The sequence below is a fragment of the Helcobacillus massiliensis genome (assembly GCF_033106145.1).
Taxonomy (GTDB): Bacteria; Actinomycetota; Actinomycetes; order Actinomycetales; family Dermabacteraceae; genus Helcobacillus; species Helcobacillus massiliensis.
The window spans coordinates 1,843,101-1,864,723 of sequence record NZ_CP136959.1 but is presented as its reverse complement, the minus strand read 5'-3'; the positions used below and the strand labels follow the sequence as shown (position 1 = coordinate 1,864,723).

The 21,623-nt window shown below is 70.2% G+C and carries 20 protein-coding genes and 1 tRNA gene; 13 read left to right on the top strand and 8 right to left on the bottom strand.

Features of this window, described 5'->3' with window-relative positions:
• Positions 1-64: 64 nt before the first annotated feature.
• The 3 genes from R3I40_RS08650 to R3I40_RS08640 all read left to right on the top strand — a co-directional run bounded on the left by R3I40_RS08650 (position 65) and on the right by R3I40_RS08640 (position 2,177).
• The gene (locus R3I40_RS08650) at positions 65-847 is read left to right on the top strand and encodes a DsbA family protein (RefSeq protein ID WP_183376489.1); all 783 of its coding nucleotides are present in this window, start codon (positions 65-67) and stop codon (positions 845-847) included.
• A gap of 163 nt (positions 848-1,010) precedes the next feature.
• Positions 1,011-1,082: transfer RNA gene (locus R3I40_RS08645), tRNA-Thr, on the top strand.
• 177 nt (positions 1,083-1,259) lie between these two features.
• Positions 1,260-2,177, top strand: a complete 918-nt coding sequence (locus tag R3I40_RS08640; RefSeq protein WP_317699948.1) for a DNA-methyltransferase — start codon at positions 1,260-1,262, stop codon at positions 2,175-2,177.
• Here the strand turns inward: R3I40_RS08640 and R3I40_RS08635 are convergent.
• Together R3I40_RS08635 and R3I40_RS08630 are read right to left on the bottom strand one after the other, a co-directional pair.
• Positions 2,162-2,869: a TetR/AcrR family transcriptional regulator gene (locus R3I40_RS08635; RefSeq protein ID WP_239374916.1), complete on the bottom strand. Its 708-nt coding sequence runs from the start codon at positions 2,867-2,869 to the stop codon at positions 2,162-2,164. The genes R3I40_RS08640 and R3I40_RS08635 overlap by 16 nt on opposite strands.
• 95 nt (positions 2,870-2,964) lie before the next feature.
• Positions 2,965-3,693 (bottom strand): uracil-DNA glycosylase, encoded by a 729-nt coding sequence (locus R3I40_RS08630; RefSeq protein WP_285262222.1) that lies wholly within the window; start codon positions 3,691-3,693, stop codon positions 2,965-2,967.
• An 84-nt stretch (positions 3,694-3,777) separates the two neighbouring features.
• Between R3I40_RS08630 and R3I40_RS08625 the strand changes: the two genes are divergently transcribed.
• The 5 genes from R3I40_RS08625 to R3I40_RS08605 all read left to right on the top strand — a co-directional run bounded on the left by R3I40_RS08625 (position 3,778) and on the right by R3I40_RS08605 (position 8,220).
• Positions 3,778-4,023, top strand: coding sequence for a DUF3263 domain-containing protein (locus R3I40_RS08625; RefSeq protein WP_285262223.1), 246 nt, complete (start codon positions 3,778-3,780; stop codon positions 4,021-4,023).
• Between the two features lie 76 nt (positions 4,024-4,099).
• Entirely contained in the window at positions 4,100-4,657 is a 558-nt protein-coding gene (locus R3I40_RS08620; protein WP_285262224.1) for a LytR C-terminal domain-containing protein, read from the top strand.
• A 36-nt stretch (positions 4,658-4,693) separates the two neighbouring features.
• A complete protein-coding gene (locus R3I40_RS08615; RefSeq protein WP_239374922.1) occupies positions 4,694-6,031 on the top strand; it encodes a TrkH family potassium uptake protein in 1,338 nt (445 codons plus the stop codon).
• A complete protein-coding gene (locus tag R3I40_RS08610) occupies positions 6,024-6,707 on the top strand; it encodes a potassium channel family protein (protein WP_183376501.1) in 684 nt (227 codons plus the stop codon). The genes R3I40_RS08615 and R3I40_RS08610 overlap by 8 nt, the downstream gene beginning before the upstream one ends.
• A gap of 49 nt (positions 6,708-6,756) precedes the next feature.
• Complete coding sequence (locus tag R3I40_RS08605) at positions 6,757-8,220, top strand: serine/threonine-protein kinase (RefSeq protein ID WP_285262225.1); 1,464 nt, start codon at positions 6,757-6,759, stop codon at positions 8,218-8,220.
• Here the strand turns inward: R3I40_RS08605 and R3I40_RS08600 are convergent.
• The gene (locus R3I40_RS08600; protein WP_285262226.1) at positions 8,195-9,583 is read right to left on the bottom strand and encodes a hypothetical protein; all 1,389 of its coding nucleotides are present in this window, start codon (positions 9,581-9,583) and stop codon (positions 8,195-8,197) included. The genes R3I40_RS08605 and R3I40_RS08600 overlap by 26 nt on opposite strands.
• A gap of 403 nt (positions 9,584-9,986) precedes the next feature.
• On the opposite strand from R3I40_RS08600, the gene groL reads away from it, so the two are divergent.
• The gene (gene groL, locus R3I40_RS08595) at positions 9,987-11,624 is read left to right on the top strand and encodes a chaperonin GroEL (protein WP_183376504.1); all 1,638 of its coding nucleotides are present in this window, start codon (positions 9,987-9,989) and stop codon (positions 11,622-11,624) included.
• Positions 11,625-11,943: 319 nt separating this feature from the next.
• Positions 11,944-12,039, top strand: coding sequence for a hypothetical protein (locus tag R3I40_RS11590; RefSeq protein ID WP_396349467.1), 96 nt, complete (start codon positions 11,944-11,946; stop codon positions 12,037-12,039).
• Here R3I40_RS11590 and pdxR read toward each other — a convergent pair.
• On the bottom strand, positions 12,024-13,604 hold the full coding sequence (gene pdxR / locus R3I40_RS08590; protein WP_285262227.1) for a MocR-like pyridoxine biosynthesis transcription factor PdxR: 1,581 nt from the start codon (positions 13,602-13,604) through the stop codon (positions 12,024-12,026). The genes R3I40_RS11590 and pdxR overlap by 16 nt on opposite strands.
• 94 nt (positions 13,605-13,698) lie before the next feature.
• Here pdxR and pdxS point away from each other — a divergent pair, with 94 nt between their 5' ends.
• A complete protein-coding gene (gene pdxS, locus R3I40_RS08585; protein WP_259923298.1) occupies positions 13,699-14,604 on the top strand; it encodes a pyridoxal 5'-phosphate synthase lyase subunit PdxS in 906 nt (301 codons plus the stop codon).
• Positions 14,605-14,750: 146 nt separating this feature from the next.
• Here the strand turns inward: pdxS and R3I40_RS08580 are convergent, their stop codons facing one another.
• The 3 genes from R3I40_RS08580 to R3I40_RS08570 form a co-directional block, all read right to left on the bottom strand.
• Positions 14,751-16,319, bottom strand: a complete 1,569-nt coding sequence (locus R3I40_RS08580; RefSeq protein ID WP_285262228.1) for an APC family permease — start codon at positions 16,317-16,319, stop codon at positions 14,751-14,753.
• Positions 16,320-16,438: 119 nt separating this feature from the next.
• The gene (locus tag R3I40_RS08575; protein WP_239373852.1) at positions 16,439-17,440 is read right to left on the bottom strand and encodes an LLM class flavin-dependent oxidoreductase; all 1,002 of its coding nucleotides are present in this window, start codon (positions 17,438-17,440) and stop codon (positions 16,439-16,441) included.
• A gap of 8 nt (positions 17,441-17,448) precedes the next feature.
• Complete coding sequence (locus tag R3I40_RS08570) at positions 17,449-18,480, bottom strand: cation diffusion facilitator family transporter (RefSeq protein ID WP_396349466.1); 1,032 nt, start codon at positions 18,478-18,480, stop codon at positions 17,449-17,451.
• Between the two features lie 19 nt (positions 18,481-18,499).
• Between R3I40_RS08570 and R3I40_RS08565 the strand changes: the two genes are divergently transcribed.
• Positions 18,500-19,441: a ribonuclease H family protein gene (locus tag R3I40_RS08565; RefSeq protein WP_285262229.1), complete on the top strand. Its 942-nt coding sequence runs from the start codon at positions 18,500-18,502 to the stop codon at positions 19,439-19,441.
• A gap of 22 nt (positions 19,442-19,463) precedes the next feature.
• Complete coding sequence (locus R3I40_RS08560) at positions 19,464-20,036, top strand: DUF4031 domain-containing protein (RefSeq protein ID WP_239373848.1); 573 nt, start codon at positions 19,464-19,466, stop codon at positions 20,034-20,036.
• A 15-nt stretch (positions 20,037-20,051) separates the two neighbouring features.
• On the opposite strand, the gene R3I40_RS08555 is transcribed toward R3I40_RS08560, so the two are convergent.
• Positions 20,052-21,611, bottom strand: coding sequence for a sensor histidine kinase (locus R3I40_RS08555; protein ID WP_285262230.1), 1,560 nt, complete (start codon positions 21,609-21,611; stop codon positions 20,052-20,054).
• Between the last annotated feature and the right edge of the window lie 12 nt (positions 21,612-21,623).

The following is a 21,623-nucleotide window of genomic DNA, read 5'->3' as shown; positions in this document are numbered from 1 at the left end:
GCCGCCCCACCAGGCTTTAATGACACGGTAGGCCCCACCAGCCCCACATCGTCGAGGAGTTCGAATGTCGTCACGTGCCAGCGGACAGGCCACCAGCCGCGATGCCCAGCGGGAGCGTCTGCGCAAGCAGCGCCAAGCCGAGCTGAAGCGCCAGCGGAACATCCGCCGAGCCGTCATCGCCGTGGTCACGATCCTGGCCCTGCTGCTCGCCGGCGGCATCGGCTACGGCATTTGGAAGGCCACCGCGGGCAAGGATGATCCTCGCGCGAAGGTCATCGAGACCACCAAGCTGGATCCGAAGGACCCCGCTCTCGTGGTGGGTGCTGAGCCCGGCTCCGCGCCGAAGGTCGATATTGTCCTCGACTTCAACTGCCCGTTCTGCGGCGAGTTCGAGAAGATCAACGGCGAGGACCTCAACGAGCTGGCGAAGAACGGCGAGGTGACGCTGCGCTACAACGTGCGCACCGGCCTCGACGGCGCCTCCGCAGACTTCTACTCCAGCCGCGCTGCCGGCGCCGCTGTCTGCACCTATGAGGAGTCTCCGGACCTCTTCATGAAGTTCCAGCTCGAACTGTTCAAGAACCAGCCCGAGGAGACCGGCCCCGGCCTCACGAACCAGCAGATGGTGAAGTACGCCAAGGACGCCGGCGCCTCCAAGGAGACGCAGCAGTGCATCTCCTCCAACAAGTACCAGGGCTGGGCTTCGAAGTACGCCGAGCCCGCAGGCAAGGACCTGTCCCGCGCCACCCCGGCCGTGTTCATCAACGGTGAGGAATGGCAGGGCAACTGGACTCAGCCCGGTGAGCTGAAGAAGGCGGTCCAGGGCGCGGACGCCCCCAAGGAGTGATCGCAGCCGACGGGTTCCAGCGCGCCCCGATCGCCAGCGATTGAGGGTCGGATCCGTCTCGTGACCCCGCCCATGCAGTGCCCCGCTGGGTGCTGGGGGCGGGGTCGCGATCGGCTACACTGAGGCGCGATGTTCGGCCGGCCGCGCTGGCCGATCCATCCCCGCTGGAGTGGCGCAACGGTAGCGCACCTGTCTTGTAAACAGGTGGTTGCGGGTTCGATTCCCGTCTCCAGCTCTCCCACCGCCCCGTCGGCCCACCCGGCGGGGCGTTCTGCTGCCCCGCCCCGCCTCGCGCGCCCTCGCCACCTCCGGTGCCGCCGATCGGTCTGCGGAATCGGGAAAGTTATCGCGAAAAGCCCTGAATAGGACGATGGATCGGTGTCCCGCGGGGCCCGCGGATAGGGTTGGTCCCATGCCCGCCCCGACTCCCGACTTCTGGCACCCGGACGCCCCGAACACGGTGGTCAGCGCCGACAACCTCGAGGTTCTGCGCACCCTGCCGGACGAATCGTTCCAGCTGATCTACATCGACCCGCCGTTCAACACGGGCCGGCGGCAGCAGCGGCAGTCGATCACCACCACCCGATCAGCCCCCGGCACGGCGGGCTCACGCGTCGGGTTCAAGGGGCAGAGCTACGACACCGTCAAGGGCACCCTCTACGGCTACAGCGACACCTTCGCCGACTTCTGGGACTTCCTCGAACCTCGCCTCGAGCACGCCCGCCGCATCCTCACCGACACCGGCACCCTTTACCTGCACCTCGACTACCGGGAAGCGCACTATGCGAAGGTTCTGCTCGATGTTCTGTTCGGCCGCGACTGCTTCCTCAACGAGATCATCTGGGCGTACGACTACGGCGCCCGCACGAAGCGGCGCTGGCCCGCCAAGCACAACACGATCCTGGTGTACGTGAAGAACCCGTCGGCCTACTCCTTCAACTCCGAGGATGTGGACCGCGAGCCGTATATGGCGCCGGGGCTGGTGACGCCGGAGAAGGCGGCACGCGGCAAGCTCCCCACAGACGTGTGGTGGCACACGATCGTCTCGCCCACGGGCCGGGAGAAGACGGGGTACGCCACGCAGAAGCCGGAGGGGGTGCTGCGCCGGATCGTGCAGGCGTCCAGCCGGGAGGGCGACTGGGTGCTGGACTTCTTCGCCGGCTCGGGCACCACGGGCGCGGCCGCGGCGCAGCTGGGGCGGCGGTTCGTCCTCGTGGATGAGAACCCGCAGGCGATCGAGGTGATGCGTGAGCGGTTCAGCCGCCGGCATCCGGAGGTCGAGGTGGAGTTCCGGTCGGCGGATCGGCAGGGGCGTCAGTCGGGCGTGTAGGGGCTGCGAGCGCCTGCGGCGGCCCACGGGTGGCGCTGCTGTCCGCTCTCCGGGTTGTACAGCTCCTGCCCGGACTTCACGGCGGCGTCCACGAGCTGCGGGATGAACTCCTCGAACGAGACGTCGCTGGGGTCCACGAGGCGGAGCCCGGTGAAGCTCATCCAGCCGTGCAGGCTGACCCACATCGCGGTGACGACGTTGCAGATGAGCTCCTGCTGCTCCGCGTCGTCGATGCTGGAGGGGGAGTCGGGGGTGAGCTCGGTGCCGAGGATGGCGGCGTAGGACGCCTGGTGGAACGGGACGGTGGCCTTGCGGATGCCGGCGGAGACAGCGGGCAGCGGGGCCCCGTCGGTGCCGCTGTCGCGGGTGAACATGGCGGCGTACAGTTCGCGGTTGTCGCGGGACCAGCAGCGGTAGGCCACGCCGAGGTCCCGCAGTCGACGCTGCGGGTGGGGGTCGAAGTCGATGCTGGTCAGGGCGGTGGTGAGGCGCTCCCAGCCTTCGTCGATGACGGCATCGATGAGCTGCACTTTTCCGCCGAACAGGGCGTAGATGGCGGTGGTGGAGGTGCCGCACGCGGCGGAGACCTCCCGCAGCGACAGCGCGTCCGGTCCCCGGTCGGCGAGGCGGACAGTGGCGGCGGCGACGAGGTCGGCTCGCAGTGCCTCATCATGCGGACGCGGCTGCGTCATCGGCGTCTCCTTCGGCGGCGGTGGTGGTCAGTGGGCTCATTACTATCACTGTTCCCGGCCCGGACCCTGACTGGGGCCACCACGTGGCTGCTCGGTCAGGAGAGTGCCCAGTCGATGGGGTGCGCGCCCTGCTCCTGCAGCAGACGGTTCGCGGTGGAGAACGGCCGGGACCCGAAGAATCCGCGCCGCGCCGACAGCGGTGACGGGTGCGCGGACTCAACAGTCGGCGTGTCGCCCAGCAGCGGCTTCAGTGAGCGGGCGTCGCGCCCCCACAGAATCGCCACCAGGGGCTCCTCGCGGGCTACGAGCGCGCGGATCGCCGCATCGGTGACCTCCTCCCATCCCTTCCCGCGGTGACTGGCGGGTGCGCCGGGCTGCACGGTGAGGCACCGGTTGAGCAGGAGCACGCCCTGGTCCTGCCAGGCGCTGAGGTCGCCGTGGTCGGGAGTGGGGACGCCGAGGTCGTCCCGCAGCTCCTGATAGATGTTCACGAGCGACCGCGGGATCGGCCGCACGTCGGGGTTGACCGCGAAGCTCAGCCCGATCGGGTGGCCGGGGGTGGGGTAGGGGTCCTGTCCCACGATCAGCACCCGCACCTGTGGCATCGGCGTGGTGAAGGCTCGCAGGATCGCGTCCCCGGCGGGGAGGAAGCCGCGCCCGGCGGCCTGCTCGGCGCGCAGGAAGTCACCCATGCGGTGCACGACGGGTTCGACGTCCGCGAGGGCGCGGGCCCAGTCGGGGTCGATGATCTCCCTCAGCGGCTTCGAGCCGGGCGATGCACCGGCGGCGGGCTGAGTGGGCGGCTGGGGTTCGTGGTCAGGCATGCCGTCAGGCTAGCGGGGCCGGCTGGTCGGCCAGCCGGGGGCGGCCGACGGGTTCTGCATCCGTCGGCCCCTAGACTGCTGCGCATGACCGACGCCCCCGACCCCACCGAGTCCGGCGAGCCCACCGGGCTGTCCGACGACGCGCGCGCCCTGATCGACCTCGAATCGCGCACCTTCCGATCCGTTGGCGCAAAGGAGAAGCGGATCCGCGACGAGCTCGGCCTGACCAGCATCCAGTACCACGTGCGGCTCAACCGGCTGCTCGACGACCCGGCGGCCCTGGCGTACGCACCGGGACTCATCAACCGACTGCGGGAGCGGCGCCGGTAGAGCTTCGGGAGCGGCGCCGGTAACACGGAGCGTCGCCTCACCCGCGATCAGGCGTGGTTCGCGTTAGTGTAGGACCGTGGCAGAGACTGATTACCCCTACCCGGCAGACGAATTCGACCGGGAAGCAGCGAACGCGCCCCTGCGCGGCTCGCACCGCGCCGATGAACCGTTCTGGAAGTCCAACTTGAACTACATCGTGATCGCGGCGATCGCCGTCCTCGCCCTGATCTGTGCCCTGCTGCTGATCAGTCAGTTCACCGGGGAGAAGGACACCTACACCCGCTCCCCGGACCCCGCCCCGCAGACCACCGCATCGGCCGCCCCCAGCGACGAAGCATCGGCCGACCCCACGGAGGAGGAGCAGAGCGTGGACCGCACCATCAAGGTGCGCGTCAACAACGCCTCGAAGACCAACGGCCTCGCCGGCCAGTGGACCGAAGTGCTGCGCGAGAAGGGCTGGGAGAACGTCACCTCCGGCAACGGCAAGAAGATGGATGAGACGACCGTCTTCTACCGCGACGACGCCGACCTGCCCGCCGCGAAGGCCCTCGCCGCCGACGTCGGCGCCGGTGACCCGGTGAAGTCCGAGGACTACCAGACCCCGCTCGTCGTCGCTGTCGTCACCGAGCCGTGACCCGGGACTGATTCCCCGCCCCAGCGGAGGTTAACCATGCGCGCCACCCTCACCGCTCTGCAGCGCCCCGCGGCGCTGATCGCCCTCGCCACAGCGGGCGTCCTCGCCCTCGGCACCACGCTGCTGATGATGCCGTTCTCCTCCAAAGGGGAGCCCCCGCCGTTCATCGACGCCCTGTTCACCGCCACCTCCGCCCTCTGCGTGACCGGCCTGGTCACCCTCAACACGGACGAGCAGTGGACCGTGGGCGGGCAGATCGTCCTGCTGTGCCTCATGCAGATCGGCGGCCTCGGCGTCATGATCCTCGTGACGATGCTGGCGCTGCTGACCGCCCGGCACGTCGGCATCCGCGACCGCCAGGTGTTCGATACGGCCACCGCTTCCGGTGCCGGCAGCCACGTCCGCTCCACACTGCGGATGATCGCCCTGGTCACCATCGCCGTGGAAGGCGCGGTCGCGGTCCTTCTCACGCTGCGCATGCACACCCACTACGAGATGGGGTGGGGGAAGTCCGCCTGGTACGGCGTCTTCCACGCCGTGTCCGCGTTCAACAACGCCGGGTTCGGGCTGCGCTCCTCATCCCTCATCGACTTCGGCACCGACCCGTTCGTGCTGCTGCCCATCGCCGGCGCCATCATCCTCGGCGGCATCGGGTACCCCGTGATCCTGGAGGTGCTGCGCCGCCTGAGGCCCCACCGCATCCTCACCCTGAACTCCAAACTGATGCTGATCGGCACGCCCGTGCTGCTGTTCGGAGGCACCCTCGCCGTGCTGGTGCCCGAATGGTCCAATCCCGCCACGCTCGGCCCGATGAACCCGGCGCAGAAGGTGCTGGCCTCGTTCTTCCAGTCCACTACGTCCCGCACCGCCGGATTCAACGCCCTGGACATCTCCCAGATGCACCCGGAGACCTGGTTCGGCACCGACATCCTCATGTTCATCGGCGCCGGCCCCGCCGGCACCGGTGGCGGCCTGAAGGTGACCTCCGCGGCGGTGGTGCTGATCGTCATCCTGTCGGAGCTGCGCGGTGACACGGGCGTGCGCGCGTTCCACCGGGCGATCCCGTCGGCCGTGATCCGCCAGGTCGTGACCGTGATGGGCCTGTACGGCCTCGCCGTGGTGGTGGGCACGGGCCTGATCCTGCTGCTGGAGCCGGTGGAACTGGACCGGGTGCTGTACGAGGTGATCTCCGCGATCTCCACCACGGGCCTGTCCACCGGCATCACCGCGGATCTGTCCACCACCAGCCGCATCGTCCTCATCGTGCTGATGTTCCTGGGCCGCGTGGGCCCCGTGACGCTCGGCACCGCGCTCGCGCTGCGCGCCCGGCCCCTCGCGTACACCTCACCCGAAGAAAGGCCGATCATTGGCTAAAGCACCCCGCACCGACTCCATCCGCATCTCCACCGCCCTCGTCCTCGGCCTCGGCCGCTACGGCGAAGCGGTGTGCCGAGAGCTGAAGGCCCTCGGCGTCTCCGTCCTCGCCGTGGACCAGGCGCCCGCGCGCGTGGACGCGCTCAGCGACACCCTCAGCCGCGTCATCGTCGGCGACTTCACCAACCCCGAACTGCTGGAGCAGGTTGGCGCGGACGACTTCGACCTGGTCGTGGTCGCGACCTCCGGTGACCTGGGGGCGAACATCCTCGTCACCTCCCACCTGCTGCAGATGGCGACCGGGCAGCTGTGGGTGAAGGCCGCGACCGACCAGCACGAGGTGATCCTGCAGCAGCTCGGGGTGGAGCACATCGTGCACCCTGCCCGCGACATGGGGCGCCGCTCCGCCCACCGCATGGTGTCCCTCGCCCGCGACTGGATGTCCCTCGGCGCCGGGGCCGCCGCGGTGACGATGGCGGCGCCGGACATGCTGCTGGAGCGCTCCGCACCCGAAGCGCGCCTGGAGAAGACCTACGGCGTGACCGTGGTGGCGCGCCTCCCGCTGAACTCCGACCGGTGGGAGAACGTCACCCACACCTCCACGTTCGCCGCGCGCGACACCATCCTCGTGATGGGCAGCGAACGCGACCTGGAGCGGTTCGCGACTCTGACCTGAGGGGCCGACGGATGCCGCAGCGCCCGCCGGACCCCTACACTGGTGGCCTATGGCTGAAGTGATCGCGGGCCGCGTTGAACTGCTTGAGCCCGTCGCGCAGGGCGCCAGCGGGTGGGTGTGGCGAGCCCGGGACCTCAAACGCGACCGCGACTGCGCCGCGAAGGTGCTGCAGCAGCGCGACAGCGCCAACATCCTCCGCTTCGTCCGCGAACAGTCGGTGCGCAACCACGCGCTCGCCGCGCACCCGCACGTCATCGCGCCCTACTCGTGGGTCGCCGAGGATGACGCGGTTGCGATCCTGATGCCGCTGGCGCGCGGCGGCACCCTGTCCGATGTCCTCGCCACCAACGGTGCCCTCAGCCCCGATCTGACGTTCGCGCTGCTGCGCCAGCTGTGCGACGCCCTGGCCGCGATCCACGCCGCCGGCTGGATCCACCGCGACGTGAAGCCCGCGAACATCCTGTTCACCGCGCCGTGCTCCGGCCTGCCAGAGGTGCGGCTCGCTGACTTCGGCATCGCCCTGCAGAACGACGACCACCGCTTCACCGCGACCGGGTTCGTCAACGGCACCCCCGGGTTCATGGCGCCGGAACAGGTGACGGAGGGCGCGTTCTCCGCCGCGGTCGATGTGTGGGCGGCGGCGTCGGTCGCGCTGGACTGTCTGGCGCCGCGCCAGCGCATCCCGAACTCGGCGCAGACGTCGTTCGACGCCCTGAGCCATCACGTCGGGTCCATCATGCGGCCCGCGGGGGCGAGCAGCGAGCAGGCCGCGCTGATCATGGCGATGCTGGACCCGGATCCGCTGCGGCGCCCGTCGGCCGCGCAGGTGCGGGACGCGATCCCGCCGATGCCGCCGGAGCTGGCCGCGCAGGCCCGCACCGCGACCGGGGCTGTCGTGCAGGTGGGCTCACCCGCGGCGGACGACACCACCGTGCAGTCCCGGGCCGCGCAGCCGACGGGCGCCACCTCGGCGCAGCCCAGCGCGCCGACGGCCCCCTCCGCCATCGAGTCCGCGCCCGGTGGAGGCGCGGCGGGCGGCAACCGCGCAGAGGCGCTCGGCGCTGCGGCGGCCGCGCAGGCGGCGCGTGCGCGCCAGCAGGACGCTCCGACGGCCCAGAGCAGTCCGACAGCCGCGGACAGCCCGACGGTCCTGAACAGTCCGACGGGCGCCACGCAGATCGTCGACGACAGCGCGGGCCGCACCCGCACGCCGGTTCTCCCGGTCGATCAGACCGACGCCCGGCTCGGCCTCGGATCCACTGCCGCCCCGGCCGCCACTCCCGCGCCGGCCTTCAGCCCCGTCGCCGGAGCAGGGTTCGCCCCCATCACTGCCGCGCCGCGCGGGCCGCGCCGTCTCGGGCTCGGCATCGCGCTGGCACTCGCGGCGGTGCTCGCCCTCGCTGGGGCCATCACGATGCTGGTGGTGGGGCTGACGATGAACCCCGGCGACGCCGCGAACGACGCGCTCGCCGTGCAGGCGGCACCGGTCAGGAGCGTCGGCGCAGCGCAGTGAACGCCGTGATGCCCGACCCGACGGCGACCAGACCGAGGACGCCCGCGCCGACGAACAGGCCACGGCGCAGCCATGTCGCCCGGCTGACCGCCTGCTCCTGTTCGGCGCGGGTCTTCCCGTAGTCCACGTCCGCGTTCTCACCGGCGGTGCCGTCCACCGCGAGGGTGAGGACCACGCGGCGCGGCTTCGTCGTGTCCGGTTCGTCCGACGCGTCGGCCTTCGTGCTGAGCTGCAGGGTGTGGGTGCCGCCCAACCAGTTCGAGGCCTGCTCCTTGTCCGCATCCGTCCTCTGGTTGCCGAGCGTGACCGGGGTGGGCATCGCGCTGCCCAGGTAGTCGCCGGTGCTGGAATCGAGGTTGACCGTGGTGGACGCGTTCTCGTCCGGGTCGTACACCTCCTGACCGAGCGGATTCAGGATCATCACCTCGGCCTGTTTCCACGTTCCCTCGACCTCGCCGGCGTCAAGCGGCGAGATCGACCAGGACAGGCGCTGCCCCTCGTTCACGTCCACGCCGGCGATCCGTGTCTCACCGGGCCGCAGTTCGATCACGTAGGAGCCGGGCTTCAGGATCGGGGCGCTGTTGCGGGAGCGGCCCAGCGCTGTGACGTCGTCCTTCGCGGACCCGGCCGTGGGTGCGGGAACGGCCGGCTCGTCGTCCCACTCCGGTTCGGGCGGCATCGGGCTCGGCGCGGGTGCCTCGACGGCGAACACCAGCTCCATCGGCATCGTCTCGGACTGCTTGAGGTTGCCTTCGCGCGTCACCTTCGCGACGAACTCACCGGGTTCGCACTCACCGTCCTCACCGGTGCCGGCAACGGTCGAGACAGCAGTGGCGCGCTGGGGTGCATCCGCGATGTTGGGGAAGCTGAACCCGTTGCTCGTCCACTTCGCGCAGTCGTTGCCGTGCCCGTCGGTCAGTTCGATCGTGGACTTCACACTGTCCGAGGTCGTCGGCGTCGCCTTCGGGCTGGGGGTCGGCACGAGCGCGCCGGTCACAATGAGGCGCTCACCCTTCTTCAGCGTGACCCGGTAGTGCTTCGTCTCCTTCATGGTGCCCCAGCCCTGGTCCTTCCCGGCGGTGAAGGAGTCGAGGTACCGGCCGGGCTCGACCGAGGGCGCGCCGGCGAACGAGGACCCACCGGAGATGGGGGAGCCGTCGGCCTCATACCCGCGGTCGTCCGCGGCGGGTGCGTCCTTCGCGGAGCGTGCAGCCGGTGCGCTGGGCGCAGAGGCGGAGCGGGGCGCCGTGGTCGGCGCGGCAGCGGCGGGCAGCGCGGAGGCGGTCGCCAGGACGAGGGCGGCGGTCAGCGCAGCGGCAGGCCGACGGGTGATGGGCGGCCGACGGAAACCGGGCTGCGACATGGGCGCTCCTCAGTGGCTCGGAAGTGTGCCCTCTCAGGGTGCCACTGATCACCCCGCCGTGTCGCGTTGGGACGGTGGGGAGAAGTCCGACGGGTGCCGCACGCAGCCCTGCGCTGGCGCCCCGTCGGCCCGTGCGCGCCCCGCGGATCGGCGTGTCCGCTGACAGCGCAGAGGAGGCCCCCGGGAAGCATTAGCACTCTCAGCGTGCGAGTGCTTATGATGGCCTGGCACTCATGCCGAACGAGTGACAGGATCCGCCGGGTGGAACCGGGGGCGCTGCACCCGTCGGCAGGAGATCCGGCAGCGGTGAGATGCCGCCCGAGCGTGACCAGAACGCCCCGGGCGCCATCGTCCGTCGCGGGCATCGCTCCGGAACCAGAACAGAACACGGGAGAATTTCCACATGGCAAAGCTCATCGCCTTTGACGAGGAAGCTCGCCGCGGTCTCGAGTCGGGCATGAACCAGCTCGCAGACGCCGTGAAGGTCACCCTGGGCCCGAAGGGACGCAACGTCGTCCTGGAGAAGTCCTGGGGCGCCCCGACCATCACGAACGACGGCGTGTCCATCGCGAAGGAAATCGAACTCGAGGATCCGTACGAGAAGATCGGCGCGGAGCTCGTCAAGGAAGTCGCGAAGAAGACCGACGACGTCGCCGGTGACGGCACCACCACCGCCACCGTCCTCGCCCAGGCACTCGTCCGCGAGGGCCTGCGCAACGTGGCCGCCGGCGCCAACCCGATCGCTCTGAAGCGCGGCATCGACAAGGCCGTCACCGCGGTCACCGAGAAGCTCGTGGGCCAGGCCGTGGAGATCGAGTCCAAGGAGCAGATCTCCAACACCGCCGCCATCTCCGCTGCTGACCCGGCCATCGGCGAGCTCATCGCCGAAGCGCTCGACAAGGTCGGCAAGGAAGGCGTCATCACCGTTGAGGACTCCAACACCACCGGTCTGGAGCTCGAGCTCACCGAGGGCATGCGCTTCGACAAGGGCTTCATCTCGCCCTACTTCGTGACCGACGCCGAGCGTCAGGAGGCGGTCCTGGAGGACCCGTACATCCTGCTCACCTCCGGCAAGGTCTCCAACATGAAGGACCTGCTGCCGATCCTGGACAAGGTCATCCAGTCCGGCAAGCCGCTGCTGATCATCGCTGAGGACGTGGACGGCGAAGCCCTCCCGGCCCTCGTGGTGAACAAGCTGCGCGGCGTGTTCAAGTCCGTCGCTGTGAAGGCACCGGGCTTCGGCGATCGCCGCAAGGCGATGCTGCAGGACATGGCCACCCTCACCGGCGGCACCGTCATCTCCGAGGAGGTCGGCCTCACCCTCGAGGGTGCGGACCTCGACTCCCTCGGTCGTGCCCGCAAGGTTGTCGTCACCAAGGACGAGACCACCATCGTTGAGGGCGCCGGCGACGCCGACCAGATCTCCGGTCGCGTCAACCAGATCCGGGCTGAGATCGAGAACTCCGACTCGGACTACGACCGCGAGAAGCTGCAGGAGCGCCTCGCGAAGCTCGCCGGCGGCGTCGCCGTCATCAAGGCGGGCGCAGCCACCGAGGTGGAGCTCAACGAGCGCAAGCACCGCATCGAGGACGCCGTGCGCAACGCCAAGGCCGCTGTCGAAGAGGGCATCGTCGCCGGTGGCGGCGTGGCCCTTCTGCAGGCCGGCAAGGAAGCCTTCGAGACCCTGGACCTCCAGGGCGACGAGGCGACCGGCGCGAAGATCGTCCAGGTCGGTGTTGAGGCACCGCTGAAGCAGATCGCCGTCAACGCCGGCCTCGAGGGCGGCGTTGTGGCGGAGAAGGTCAAGGGCCTGCCCGTGGGCGAGGGCCTGAACGCTGCAACCGGCGAGTACGAGAACCTCATCGCTGCAGGCGTTCTCGACCCGGTGAAGGTGACCCGTTCCGCTCTGCAGAACGCCGCCTCCATCGCCGGCCTGTTCCTCACCACCGAAGCCGTGGTCGCGGACAAGCCGGAGAAGGTCGATCCGGCCGCTGCCGCCGGCGGCATGGACGGCATGGGAGGCATGGGCGGCATGATGTGATCCCCTCGGGGTCACTCACCGCTCAGCCCGACCGGTCGGCGCTCGCCTCGGCGTTCGCCTCGCGGCTCGTGCCGGCCGACTGAGCCACGGGAACCGCCCGGTTCTGCCCCTTTACGGGGTGGGCCGGGCGGTTTCGTTTGGGCGAGCATCGGCGTATAGCGGCACACCAGGCCGCTATACCGAACAGGCTGCTTCTATACGCCGACGGCCGCGCCGCCCCGTCGAGCGCGCACCCTCCCCGCGCGCCCACCCTCCCCGCGCGCCCGCCCGCCTCGAGAGCGATTGGTCTGCGGATAGCGCCGGTGGCATGGACGGCGCGATGAAGAAGCTCATGGAGCTGCCGGCCGGGCCGGTCCTGCTCGGGGCGGTCGCGGTCAGCCTCACCGCCCCTTTTCACTGTCATCGGGTGTGGTGAACGGTCGCCAGTGCTGACGCGAGCCGCGGCAGCATCGCGCTGAAGGCCCCGTCGGCCGGCCGGGCGAGCCCGAGAACGATCCCCGCACCGCCCACGCCGCCCACAGCAGCGGCTGGGGAGGGGTCGACGGGTGCCGCCTGCGACTCGGCGCCCCACGCCGCCGACAGGCGCCCCACCGTGATGCCCGCGTCGGCGCACGCCGCCACCGCCCGCGCCTCCGGGTCGGCGCCGGCGCGGCCGCGGTGGCTGCCGGCGGTGTCGAACCGGATCACCGCGTCGCTGCCGCCGTGCATCGGCAGCACCCGCACCCCCGGAACGTCGAGCATCGCAGCGAGCAGTGCCTCCCGCCGTCGGCCCAGCCGCAGCCGCTCCGTCCGGGTGTGCCGGCGCACCGTCCCATCCGCCAGCAGATGCGCCACCGCGTGCTGCGTCGTCGCCGAGACGCGCATGCCCAGCACCTCGCGGACATCGCGCAGCTCGGCGAGAAGTGCAGCACCCGTGGGCCGCACGAAGCCGACCGCGAGGTCCGGGCTGAGCAGCCGCGAGAACGTGCCGAGCAGGACGGTGCGGCCATGCGGGTCGATCGCGGACAGCGGCGGCAGCGGTGCGCCGGTGTAGCGCAGCTCGGAGTTGAAGTCGTCCTCAATGATGAGGGCGTCCTCGTTGCGCGCCCACTCGAGGAGGGCGAGGCGGCGGTCGAGGCTGAGGGAACCGCCGAGCGGGTACTGGTGGCTGGGGGTGACGATGACGGCGTCGGGCGCGGCGGCCCCGGTGGGCAGCGCATCCACGCGCAGACCGTTGCCGTCCACGCCCAGCGGCACGATCCGGTGCCCGAGCACCTGCGGGACGCGCCGCAGGCCCGGGTAACCGGGTGTCTCCACGCCGATGCTGAGGGTGCCGCGGGTCGCGGCGAGGGCGTGCAGGATCAGTTCGAGCCCGTCGCGGGAGCCGGCGGTGACGAGCAGGGCGGCCGGGTCCGTGGGGAGCCCGCGCATGAGTCGGAGGTGTTCGGCGATACCGGCCCGCAGGTCGGGCAGTCCGGTGAGGCCGCCGGTTTCGGCCTCGGGTGCGGCAGCGGCGCGGCGCCACGCGGACCGCCAGGCGGCGCCGCCGATCCGCGTGGTGCGCGGCAGGCCAGGGCGCAGATCCACCGCCGGTGCCGATGCGGGTGCGGGGGCGGGGACAGGGTCGGGACGGCCGGGCGCGGCGGCGGTGGAGGCTCCGGGGGAGGCCGGCCGACGGGTGCTGGCCGCGGTGGGGTCCGGCGCCGCGGCGCTGACCTGCTGCAGCAGGTGCGCCGGCAGCGACGGATGCACCGTGGTGGGCCGGCCCTGGGAGGCGAGCAGGGCGCCTTCGCTGATGAGCTGGTCGAACGCCGCCACGATCGTTCCGCGGGACACGCTGAGGCGCTGCGCGAGGAACCGCGTGGAGGGCAGAGCGTCGCCCGGGGCGAGGGCGCCGGACATGATGAGGGCGCGGATCCCGTCGGCCACCTGGACGGGCAGGGGAGTACGGCCCGCGCGGGTGAGGGTGAGGGCGAGGTCAGCGGTGGAGCGTTCGGCCATACCAGAATGATGCCGCCGCCGCGCCCACTGGTCCACTCGGATCCACGGATGCTGGATCTGGTTTCGGACCAGTGGGCGGATGAGACTGGTCGGCATGACCGAGAAGAACCAGATCATCACCCTGTCCGAGACGACCCGCGCCACCAACGAGAAGCTGATGGGCGGCGTCATCATGGACGTGGTCACCGCTGACCAGGCCCGCATCGCCGCCGACGCCGGCGCCGTTGCCGTCATGGCCCTCGAGCGCGTCCCCGCGGACATCCGCGCACAGGGCGGCGTGGCCCGCATGTCCGACCCGGACCTCATCGACTCCATCATCGAAGCAGTCGACATCCCCGTCATGGCGAAGGCCCGCATCGGCCACTTCGTTGAGGCCCAGGTCCTGCAGCAGCTCGGCGCCGACTACGTGGACGAGTCCGAGGTGCTCAGCCCCGCCGACTACGAGCACCACATCGACAAGCGCGCGTTCGACGTCCCGTTCGTGTGCGGCGCCACCAACCTCGGAGAGGCGCTGCGCCGCATCGCCGAGGGCGCGGCCATGATCCGCTCCAAGGGCGAGGCCGGCACCGGTGACGTGTCCGAGGCGACCCGCCACATCCGCCGCATCCTCCACGAGATCGCGCAGCTGCGCGCCACCGCCGCCGCGAACCGCGAGGAGCTGTTCGTCGCCGCGAAGGAACTGCAGGCGCCGATCGCGCTGGTCGAGTACGTTGCAGACAACGGCCGCCTCCCCGTGCCGCTGTTCACCGCCGGTGGCGTTGCCACCCCGGCCGACGCGGCCATGATGCGTCAGCTCGGTGCCGACGGCGTGTTCGTGGGCTCCGGCATCTTCAAGTCCGGCAACCCCGAGCAGCGCGCGAAGGCCGTGGTGCGGGCGGTGGAGAACTTCGAGGACCCGGCCGTGATCGCGGACGTCTCCCGCGGTCTGGGCGATGCGATGGTCGGCATCAACGTGGCGGACCTGCCGGTGCCGCACCGACTCGCTGAGCGGGGATGGTGACGGCAGCGGGGCGCGCCCTGTAGCGGCTGCGGGGCGCGCCCTGTCTCATGGCCGTGGAGCGCGATTGATGTGCGCATTCGGGGTTTTTCGCGCAGATAATCCCGAAAAGGGCAACGAATCGCCGCCCCGCCGTGCGGCCCCGCCGCTCAGAGCTTCGCGTGGGCGTGCTCGCCGAGCACGAGCCGGTCCATCTCCTCCTCGGTTGTGGCGTTCAGCGCCCTGCGGCGGGACAGATAGAACACGAACCCGATCGCAATCCAGATCGCCAGCGCGATCAGCGGCGGCGTATCGAGCTGCCCGGGGGAGCCGGGGATGAACAGCAGCGCGAGGAACACCACCGACAGCACGCAGCCGAGCACAGCCACACCGGACTTGAACGCGATCCAGCCGGGGCTGGTGCGCGGTTCGGTGAGGACGACCCCGTCGCGCACCTCAGCGGCCGTCCTCCGCATCGCCTTGAAGGCGCACAGGCAGGTGTAGAAGTAGGCGACCGAAACCCCGGCGGAGGTCATGTCCACCACCCAATTGAGGGCTTCACGGCCGAAGAACGGGGTGACCACGCAGAACGCGAGCACGAACAGGAGCGCCACCACCGGGGTGCCGGCGCGGTGGGAGATGTAGCCGAGCTGGCCGGGCACCATGCGGGCGTCCGCCATGGCGAGCAGCACGCGGGAGGCGGACAACATGAACCCGTTGAGCCCGGTGATCACGCCCATCGTCACACCGATCACCATGAGCACGGGGCCGACGGGTCCGATGGCGACCCGGATCGCATCGGCCGTGGCCCAGGAGTGCCCTTCGAAGGTGTGCCCGGCTTCGCTGATCGCGATGGATGCGGCCATCAGCATCGCCAGGTAGATGAAGGCGGCGGCGCCGATGGCGAACAGGATCAGCTTCAGCGCCTTGGAGGGGGAGAAGTCGAACTCGCCGGCGAGCTGGGGGACGTTGTCGAAGCCGACGAACGCGAACGGGGCGATCGCGACCATCAGCATGATCGCCGCCCAGGGCGCGGTGTCGCTGGGGAAGGCGTGGAACAGCGGTACGGGCTTGCGGATGTAGGCGATGACGGAGAGGAGCAGCAGCAGGCTCACGCACGCGAGCATGACGATGCAGGCGATGTACTGGACGCGGCCGGACAGGGCGGTGCCGCGGGCGTTGAAGAACGTGAACACGAGCAGCGCGGTGATGGAGACGGCGACCTCCGGCAGGTAGATCGGCCACCCGGCGACCTCCCACAGTCTGCCCTGCTCCATGAGGGAGGGGGCGACATTGCGGACCACGAGGGCGAGCGCGGAGGCGTTGAGCGCCACGATGGAGATGTAGCCGAGGGTGAGGAACCAGCCGGCCACGAATGAGTGCCTGCGGCCCATCGCGACATAGGAGTACGCGAGTTCGCCTCCGGTGACGGGGAACTTCTTGATGACGATCCCGTACGACAGGGCGATGATGCTGATGAGGACGGCGCCGGTGGCCATGCCGATGAGGGCGCCGGCGGTGCCGCCGTCCTTCAGCCAGTCCACGGGGAGGATGAAGGAGCCCCAGCCGATGGCGGAGCCGAGGGCGATGGCGAACACCCATTGGGGTTTGAACTCGCGTTTGAGGACGGCCTTCTCATTGGGGTCGAAGCCGCCGGTGACGGTGGGCGGTTCGCTGCTTGGGGTGCTTCCGCCTCCCGTCCGGTGCTGTGCGGAGGGGGTGGGGGCGGCGGAACTCACAACGAATCAGCTTCCTGTGATCGGGGACACATGACTGTGATTCGCCAGGTTAGTCAGGTGCCGCGCCCGATTCAAACCCGAAGCGGCCCGAGAGCGGCCGGTGAGGGCGGCCGACGGGTTCACCCGTGCCACGCCTCGGCGAGCATCCGCTGGGAGTCGAACCGCTTCTGCGGGTCGTGGAAGTAGGACACGGTGATGAACTCGTCGGCCCCCGTGACGGCGGCCAGCTCCTCCAGCTTCGCGACCACGGTCGAGGGGGAGCCCACTGCCGAGATGGACAGGGACTGGTTCACCGAGTCGAGGATGTGCGGCTCGAGCACGTCCTCGATCCGGGCGGGGCGGGGCAGCGGCCCGCGCGCTCCCTTGATGATGCCGGCGAACATCTGCTGCAGCACGGAGAACTGGAACTGTGCCTCGTCGTCGGTGTCGCACACGACCACGTTGACGCCGACCATGGTGCGGGGCTGCTCGATCTGGGCGGTGGCGGCGGTGGGGTCGAATTCGCGGCGGTAGAGGTCGAGCGCCTGCTGGAACTGGAACGGCGCGAAGTGGGACGCCACGGAGAACGGCAGGCCCAGCTGGGCGGCCATGGCGGCGCCGTTCATGGAGGAGCCGAGCACCCACATCGGGATGTGGGTGCCTTCGGCGACATACGCGCCGATCCGGGAGTTCGCGGTGGTGCGCGGCCCGGACCACGCCTGGATGTCGGCGATGCCGCTCATGAACGCTTCGGGCTGGGCGCTGGTGCGGGCGAGCAGCTGCGCGGTCATCGGGTCGGTGCCGGGAGCGCGGCCGAGCCCGAGGTCGATGCGGTCCCCGTGGAACTGGATGAGGGTGCCGAACTGTTCGGCCACGGCCAGCGGCGCGTGGTTCGGCAGCATGATGCCGCCGGAGCCCACCCGGATCCGCTCGGTGCGCTCTGCGGCGCGGGAGATGAGCAGGGCGGTGGCGTTGGAGGCGAGGTTCTGCGTGTTGTGGTGTTCGGCGAACCAGTAGCGCTCGTACCCCTGGTCGTCGGCCTGCTGGGCGGCCTGCATGGAGATGTCGATGGCCTCGCGCATGGTGGACCCGTCGGCGACGGGGACGAGGTCGAGCACGGACAGGGCGGGGCGGGTGACCACGGGTCTCCTCACTGTGCCGGCGGGGTGTCCTGCCGGTGTCGGTCGGGGCTGGTGCGGCCGATGCTCGAGTCCGGGTAGATGGGGATCTCGGCGCTCGGGATGTCATCGTAGCTGGCGGGGTCGGAGATCGGCTCCACGTGCAGCTCGGCGTGCAGGCCGGGCACGGCGCGCATCAGTTCCTCATCCAGTTCGTGCGCGTAGGTGTGGGCGCGCTTCACGGTCCAGGTGTCGGGCACCTGGATGTGCACGTTCATGTGCTTCTCCTGGCCGGCTTCGCGGGTCTTCAGGCCGTGGAAGGTGACGTCGCGGGAGGTGTGCGAGCGCAGGATCCGGGTGATGGCGTCGTTGTCCTCGTCGTCGAGCGCCTTGTCGAGGAGTCCGGAGATCGATTCGCTCATCAGCGAGATGCCGGTGACGATGATGTTGACGCCCACGAGGAACGCGATGACGGCGTCGAGCCGGTGCCAGCCGGTGACGGCGACCAGCCCCACTCCCACGAGGACGCCGACGGAGGTCCAGACGTCGGTCAGCAGGTGCTTGCCGTCGGCGACGAGAGTGATGGAGCGGTGGCGGCGACCGGCGCGCATCAGCACCACGGCGACCACACCGTTGAGGACGGAGGCGGCGACCAGCACCAGCAGGCCGATGCCGACGTGCTCCAGTGGCCGCGGATGGATGAAGCGGTCCGCGCTCATCACGAGGATCACGGCGGCGGCCACGAAGATCATGGCGCCCTCGGCGGCGGCGGAGAAGTATTCGGCTTTGGCGCGGCCGTACAGGAACCGCTGGGTGGCTCCCTGGGCGGCGACCCGCAGCGCCACGAGTGCGAGCACGGCGGCGACGAGGTTGACGCCGGATTCGGCGGCGTCGGACAGCAGGCCGACGGATCCGGTCATCGCCCACGCCGCGGCCTTCAGCGCGATGGTGGCGATGGCGGCGAAGATCGCCAGCCACGCGTACCGGGTGAGGTCCACGCTTCCGCGGCTGGGCGCCGGTTCGGCGGGGGCGGTGGATTCTGGTGGGGTGCTTGGGGTTGTCACGTGGCTATTGTAGGAAGCTATGAGCATCATCGCGGCGGCGGACGGATCCGCACTCGGCAACCCCGGACCCACCGGATGGGCCTGGTACATCGACGACTCCGCCTGGGCGGCGGGCGGCATCGACCACGGCACGAACAACATCGGTGAGCTGACAGCGGTGCTGCGCCTGCTGGAGGCGACCGCGGATGCGGGCCGCGCTGAGGAGCCGCTGCGGGTGCTGTGCGATTCGAAGTACGTGATCGATTCGATCACGACGTGGATGCCGGGCTGGAAGCGGAAGGGCTGGAAGAAGGCCGACGGCAAACCGGTGAAGAACGTGGAGATCATGCGCGCCCTCGACGCCGCGATGCAGGGCCGCGATGTGCAGTTCGAGTGGGTGAAGGGACATTCGGGGCACCGCCTGAACGAAGCGGCGGATGCCCGCGCGAACGGCGCCGCCACCGCGATCCAGAAGCGCACCGCCGTGAAGGAGGGCCCGGGCCTGCCCAGCGCAGTGCCCACCGCAACCGCTGCGCCCGTCGGCGCTCCGCATCCGTCGGCCGCCCCCGCCGGCGGGCCGACGGATGCCGCTCCTGCTGACCTGTTCTCAGCGTTCACCGACGACCCCGACGCCCCCGCGGACGCCTGCTTCACCACGGTGGATGTCCGCGGCGCTCAGCGCATGCTGGTCACTCCGCGCAGCGCCGGGCAGCGCGTCGCCGCCGTGCACCCGGCCGCGATCCTGCTGGGTACGGACGGCAGCGTCCTCACCGCCGACGCCTGGGACGCGCACCTCACCGACACCCTCGGCACCGACCCGACCATCACCGACGTCATCGAGGAGCAGGTCGGCACCGCCACCCTCCTCACCTTCGAGGTCACCGCCACCGGCGGCACGGCCATGCGAGGCACCGCGGTGTGGGAGAGCAGCGGCGACGGCGAACCCACGCTGCGCCTGCACCAGTTGGCGCCGCTGGGCTGACCGGGGCCGACGGGACCGCACCATGGCAGTGTTCGCGGACACTCCCCGCTGGCCGAAGCACGGCACCTGGTGGGGCCATCTCGTCTCCGACGCGTCCCTGGACGAACTGCATGACGCAGCGGAGCGTGCCGGCCTGTTCCCGCGGTCGTTCGACCTCGACCACTACGACTGGCCGGTCGATGCCCGCGACCGCCTGGAGCAGACCGGGGTGCGCTTCGTGGATTCGCGGGAGCTGACGCGCCGCCTCATCGATTCGGGGCTGCGCGTCCCCGCTCATGCGCGCGCGGGTGCGAGGCGCGAGCGCACCCTCGCCGATGCCGCGGCGCTCGGCCTCGATGCGGGCACGGGTGACCGGGTGCCGCGGGACTTCATCTGGGGCATGCGCGGCCATGTGGACCCGATGCCCGCTCTCGCGGGGGCGTTCCGCCTCACCCGCGATGAGGGCAGCAGCGCGCTCGCATCACCGCGGATCCAGGCGCATGATGACGCGGGCCGCCGCGCCGCACACGCACTCCTCGCTCGTTTGAATGAGCTCGCCCGAACACGGGGACGGGACCGGTTCATCGGGCAGGCGGTCGACTGGCCTGATCAGTGACCCGCCCGTGCCGGGTCAGGCGGACCCGGTGGAGTCGCCGCTGTCGGCGGGAGAGGCGCCGTCGTCGTCGAGGTCGGCCGACGGGATCTCGACACGGAACGTGGCGCCGCCGCCGTCGGTCTGGTGGATGGAGATCATGCCGTGGTGGTGCTCCATGATCGTCGCTGCGATCGCAAGGCCGAGGCCGGCGCCGCCGCCCTGCTCGGACTGCCGCTGGCGTGACTCGTCGGTGCGGAAGAACCGTTCGAAGACGCGCTCGCGGGCCTCCTGCGGGATCCCGTCACCGTGGTCGCGGACCTCCAGCAGCACATTGCCTTTGCGGTTGTGGCCGAGGGCGATCTCCACGGGGGTGCCCTTGGGGGTGTGGCGGTTCGTGTTGCCTACGAGGTTGAGGATCACCTGGCGCAGCCCGGCTTCGTCACCGAGGACACCCGTCGGTTGGATCTCCTCAATGTCGAGGGGCGCCCCGGTGAGGTCGGTGATCTGGACGTCGCGGGTGGGGTCGAGGGCGCGGAGGTCCTGGGTGGCGTCGTGGATGAGCGGAGTGATGTCCATCGGCAGCAGGTCGAACGTCTGCTGTTCGTCGAGGCGGGCGAGGCGCAGCAGATTCTCCACGAGGGAGCCCATGCGCTGCGCTTCGTCTTCGATCCGCTTCATGGCGGAGGCGACGTCGTCATCGGAGCGCAGGGCGCCCATGCGGTACAGCTCGCCGAAGCCGCGGATTGCCGCCAGCGGGGTGCGCAGCTCATGGGAGGCATCGCCCACGAACCGCCGCATCTTCGATTCGGAGGAGATCGCCTTCGATTCGGACTTCGCCTGCGCCTGGAACGATCCTTCGAGGCGCACCAGCATTTCGTTCAGCACCACGGCGAGGGTGTGCACTTCCTGGCTGGTGGTGGAGACGGGCACGCGGCGCGACAGGCTGCCGGCGGCGATTTCGCGTGCTGTGGACTCCACGTCCCGCAGCGGCTCCAGTGCACGGTGCGACACCCACCCGCCGATGCCCACACCGGTCAGGACCACGGAGGTGCCGACCAGCACGATGATCAGCGCCATTTCGTTCATGGTGGAGTCCACGGACACCATCGGCAGCGCGACGAACGCGGAGTATCCGTCGGGCTGGTCGGAGGCGATGGCGAGCACTCGCCACCGCTGCTGCTCACTGTCGAGCACGGTGAACGGTTCTCGGTTCAGCGCCTGCACTTCGTCACGGCTGAGGTGTGGGAAGCGGATGTCGGCGTTCTGGTTGGTGCGGTTGCGCACCACTTTCTGCTGCTGGTCGCCGTCGGCGGAGCGGAACTCGACCACGAAGTCGACGGGCGCGTATGCGAGTTCGTTCGGGTCCGCGTTCTGGTCGTTGATGGTGGCGGTGGCGAGGGAGACGGTGGGGCCGACGCTGCGCCGCAGGTCCTCGTCGATGGATTGGATCAGGGTCCGGTTCAGCAGGAACAGGGACAGGGATCCGGTGACGAGAGTGCCGAGGACGAGGACGGACGCGATGAGTGTAACGACCCGTGTCCAGAGGGACACGGGTCGCTTGCTGCGCTGACCCGGGCGGATGGTGCCGAGCTTCATGGGGGTCAGCGT

Coding starts and splice junctions, on each gene's coding strand:
- R3I40_RS08650 (WP_183376489.1), top strand. CDS start 65: ATGTCGTCACGTGCCAGCGGACAGGCCACCAGCCGCGATGCCCAGCGG.
- R3I40_RS08565 (WP_285262229.1), top strand. CDS start 18,500: ATGAGCATCATCGCGGCGGCGGACGGATCCGCACTCGGCAACCCCGGA.
- R3I40_RS08600 (WP_285262226.1), bottom strand. CDS start 9,583: ATGTCGCAGCCCGGTTTCCGTCGGCCGCCCATCACCCGTCGGCCTGCC.
- pdxS (WP_259923298.1), top strand. CDS start 13,699: ATGACCGAGAAGAACCAGATCATCACCCTGTCCGAGACGACCCGCGCC.
- R3I40_RS08555 (WP_285262230.1), bottom strand. CDS start 21,611: ATGAAGCTCGGCACCATCCGCCCGGGTCAGCGCAGCAAGCGACCCGTG.
- R3I40_RS08605 (WP_285262225.1), top strand. CDS start 6,757: ATGGCTGAAGTGATCGCGGGCCGCGTTGAACTGCTTGAGCCCGTCGCG.
- R3I40_RS08625 (WP_285262223.1), top strand. CDS start 3,778: ATGACCGACGCCCCCGACCCCACCGAGTCCGGCGAGCCCACCGGGCTG.
- R3I40_RS08640 (WP_317699948.1), top strand. CDS start 1,260: ATGCCCGCCCCGACTCCCGACTTCTGGCACCCGGACGCCCCGAACACG.
- R3I40_RS08615 (WP_239374922.1), top strand. CDS start 4,694: ATGCGCGCCACCCTCACCGCTCTGCAGCGCCCCGCGGCGCTGATCGCC.
- R3I40_RS08560 (WP_239373848.1), top strand. CDS start 19,464: ATGGCAGTGTTCGCGGACACTCCCCGCTGGCCGAAGCACGGCACCTGG.
- R3I40_RS11590 (WP_396349467.1), top strand. CDS start 11,944: ATGAAGAAGCTCATGGAGCTGCCGGCCGGGCCGGTCCTGCTCGGGGCG.
- pdxR (WP_285262227.1), bottom strand. CDS start 13,604: ATGGCCGAACGCTCCACCGCTGACCTCGCCCTCACCCTCACCCGCGCG.
- R3I40_RS08635 (WP_239374916.1), bottom strand. CDS start 2,869: ATGACGCAGCCGCGTCCGCATGATGAGGCACTGCGAGCCGACCTCGTC.
- R3I40_RS08630 (WP_285262222.1), bottom strand. CDS start 3,693: ATGCCTGACCACGAACCCCAGCCGCCCACTCAGCCCGCCGCCGGTGCA.
- groL (WP_183376504.1), top strand. CDS start 9,987: ATGGCAAAGCTCATCGCCTTTGACGAGGAAGCTCGCCGCGGTCTCGAG.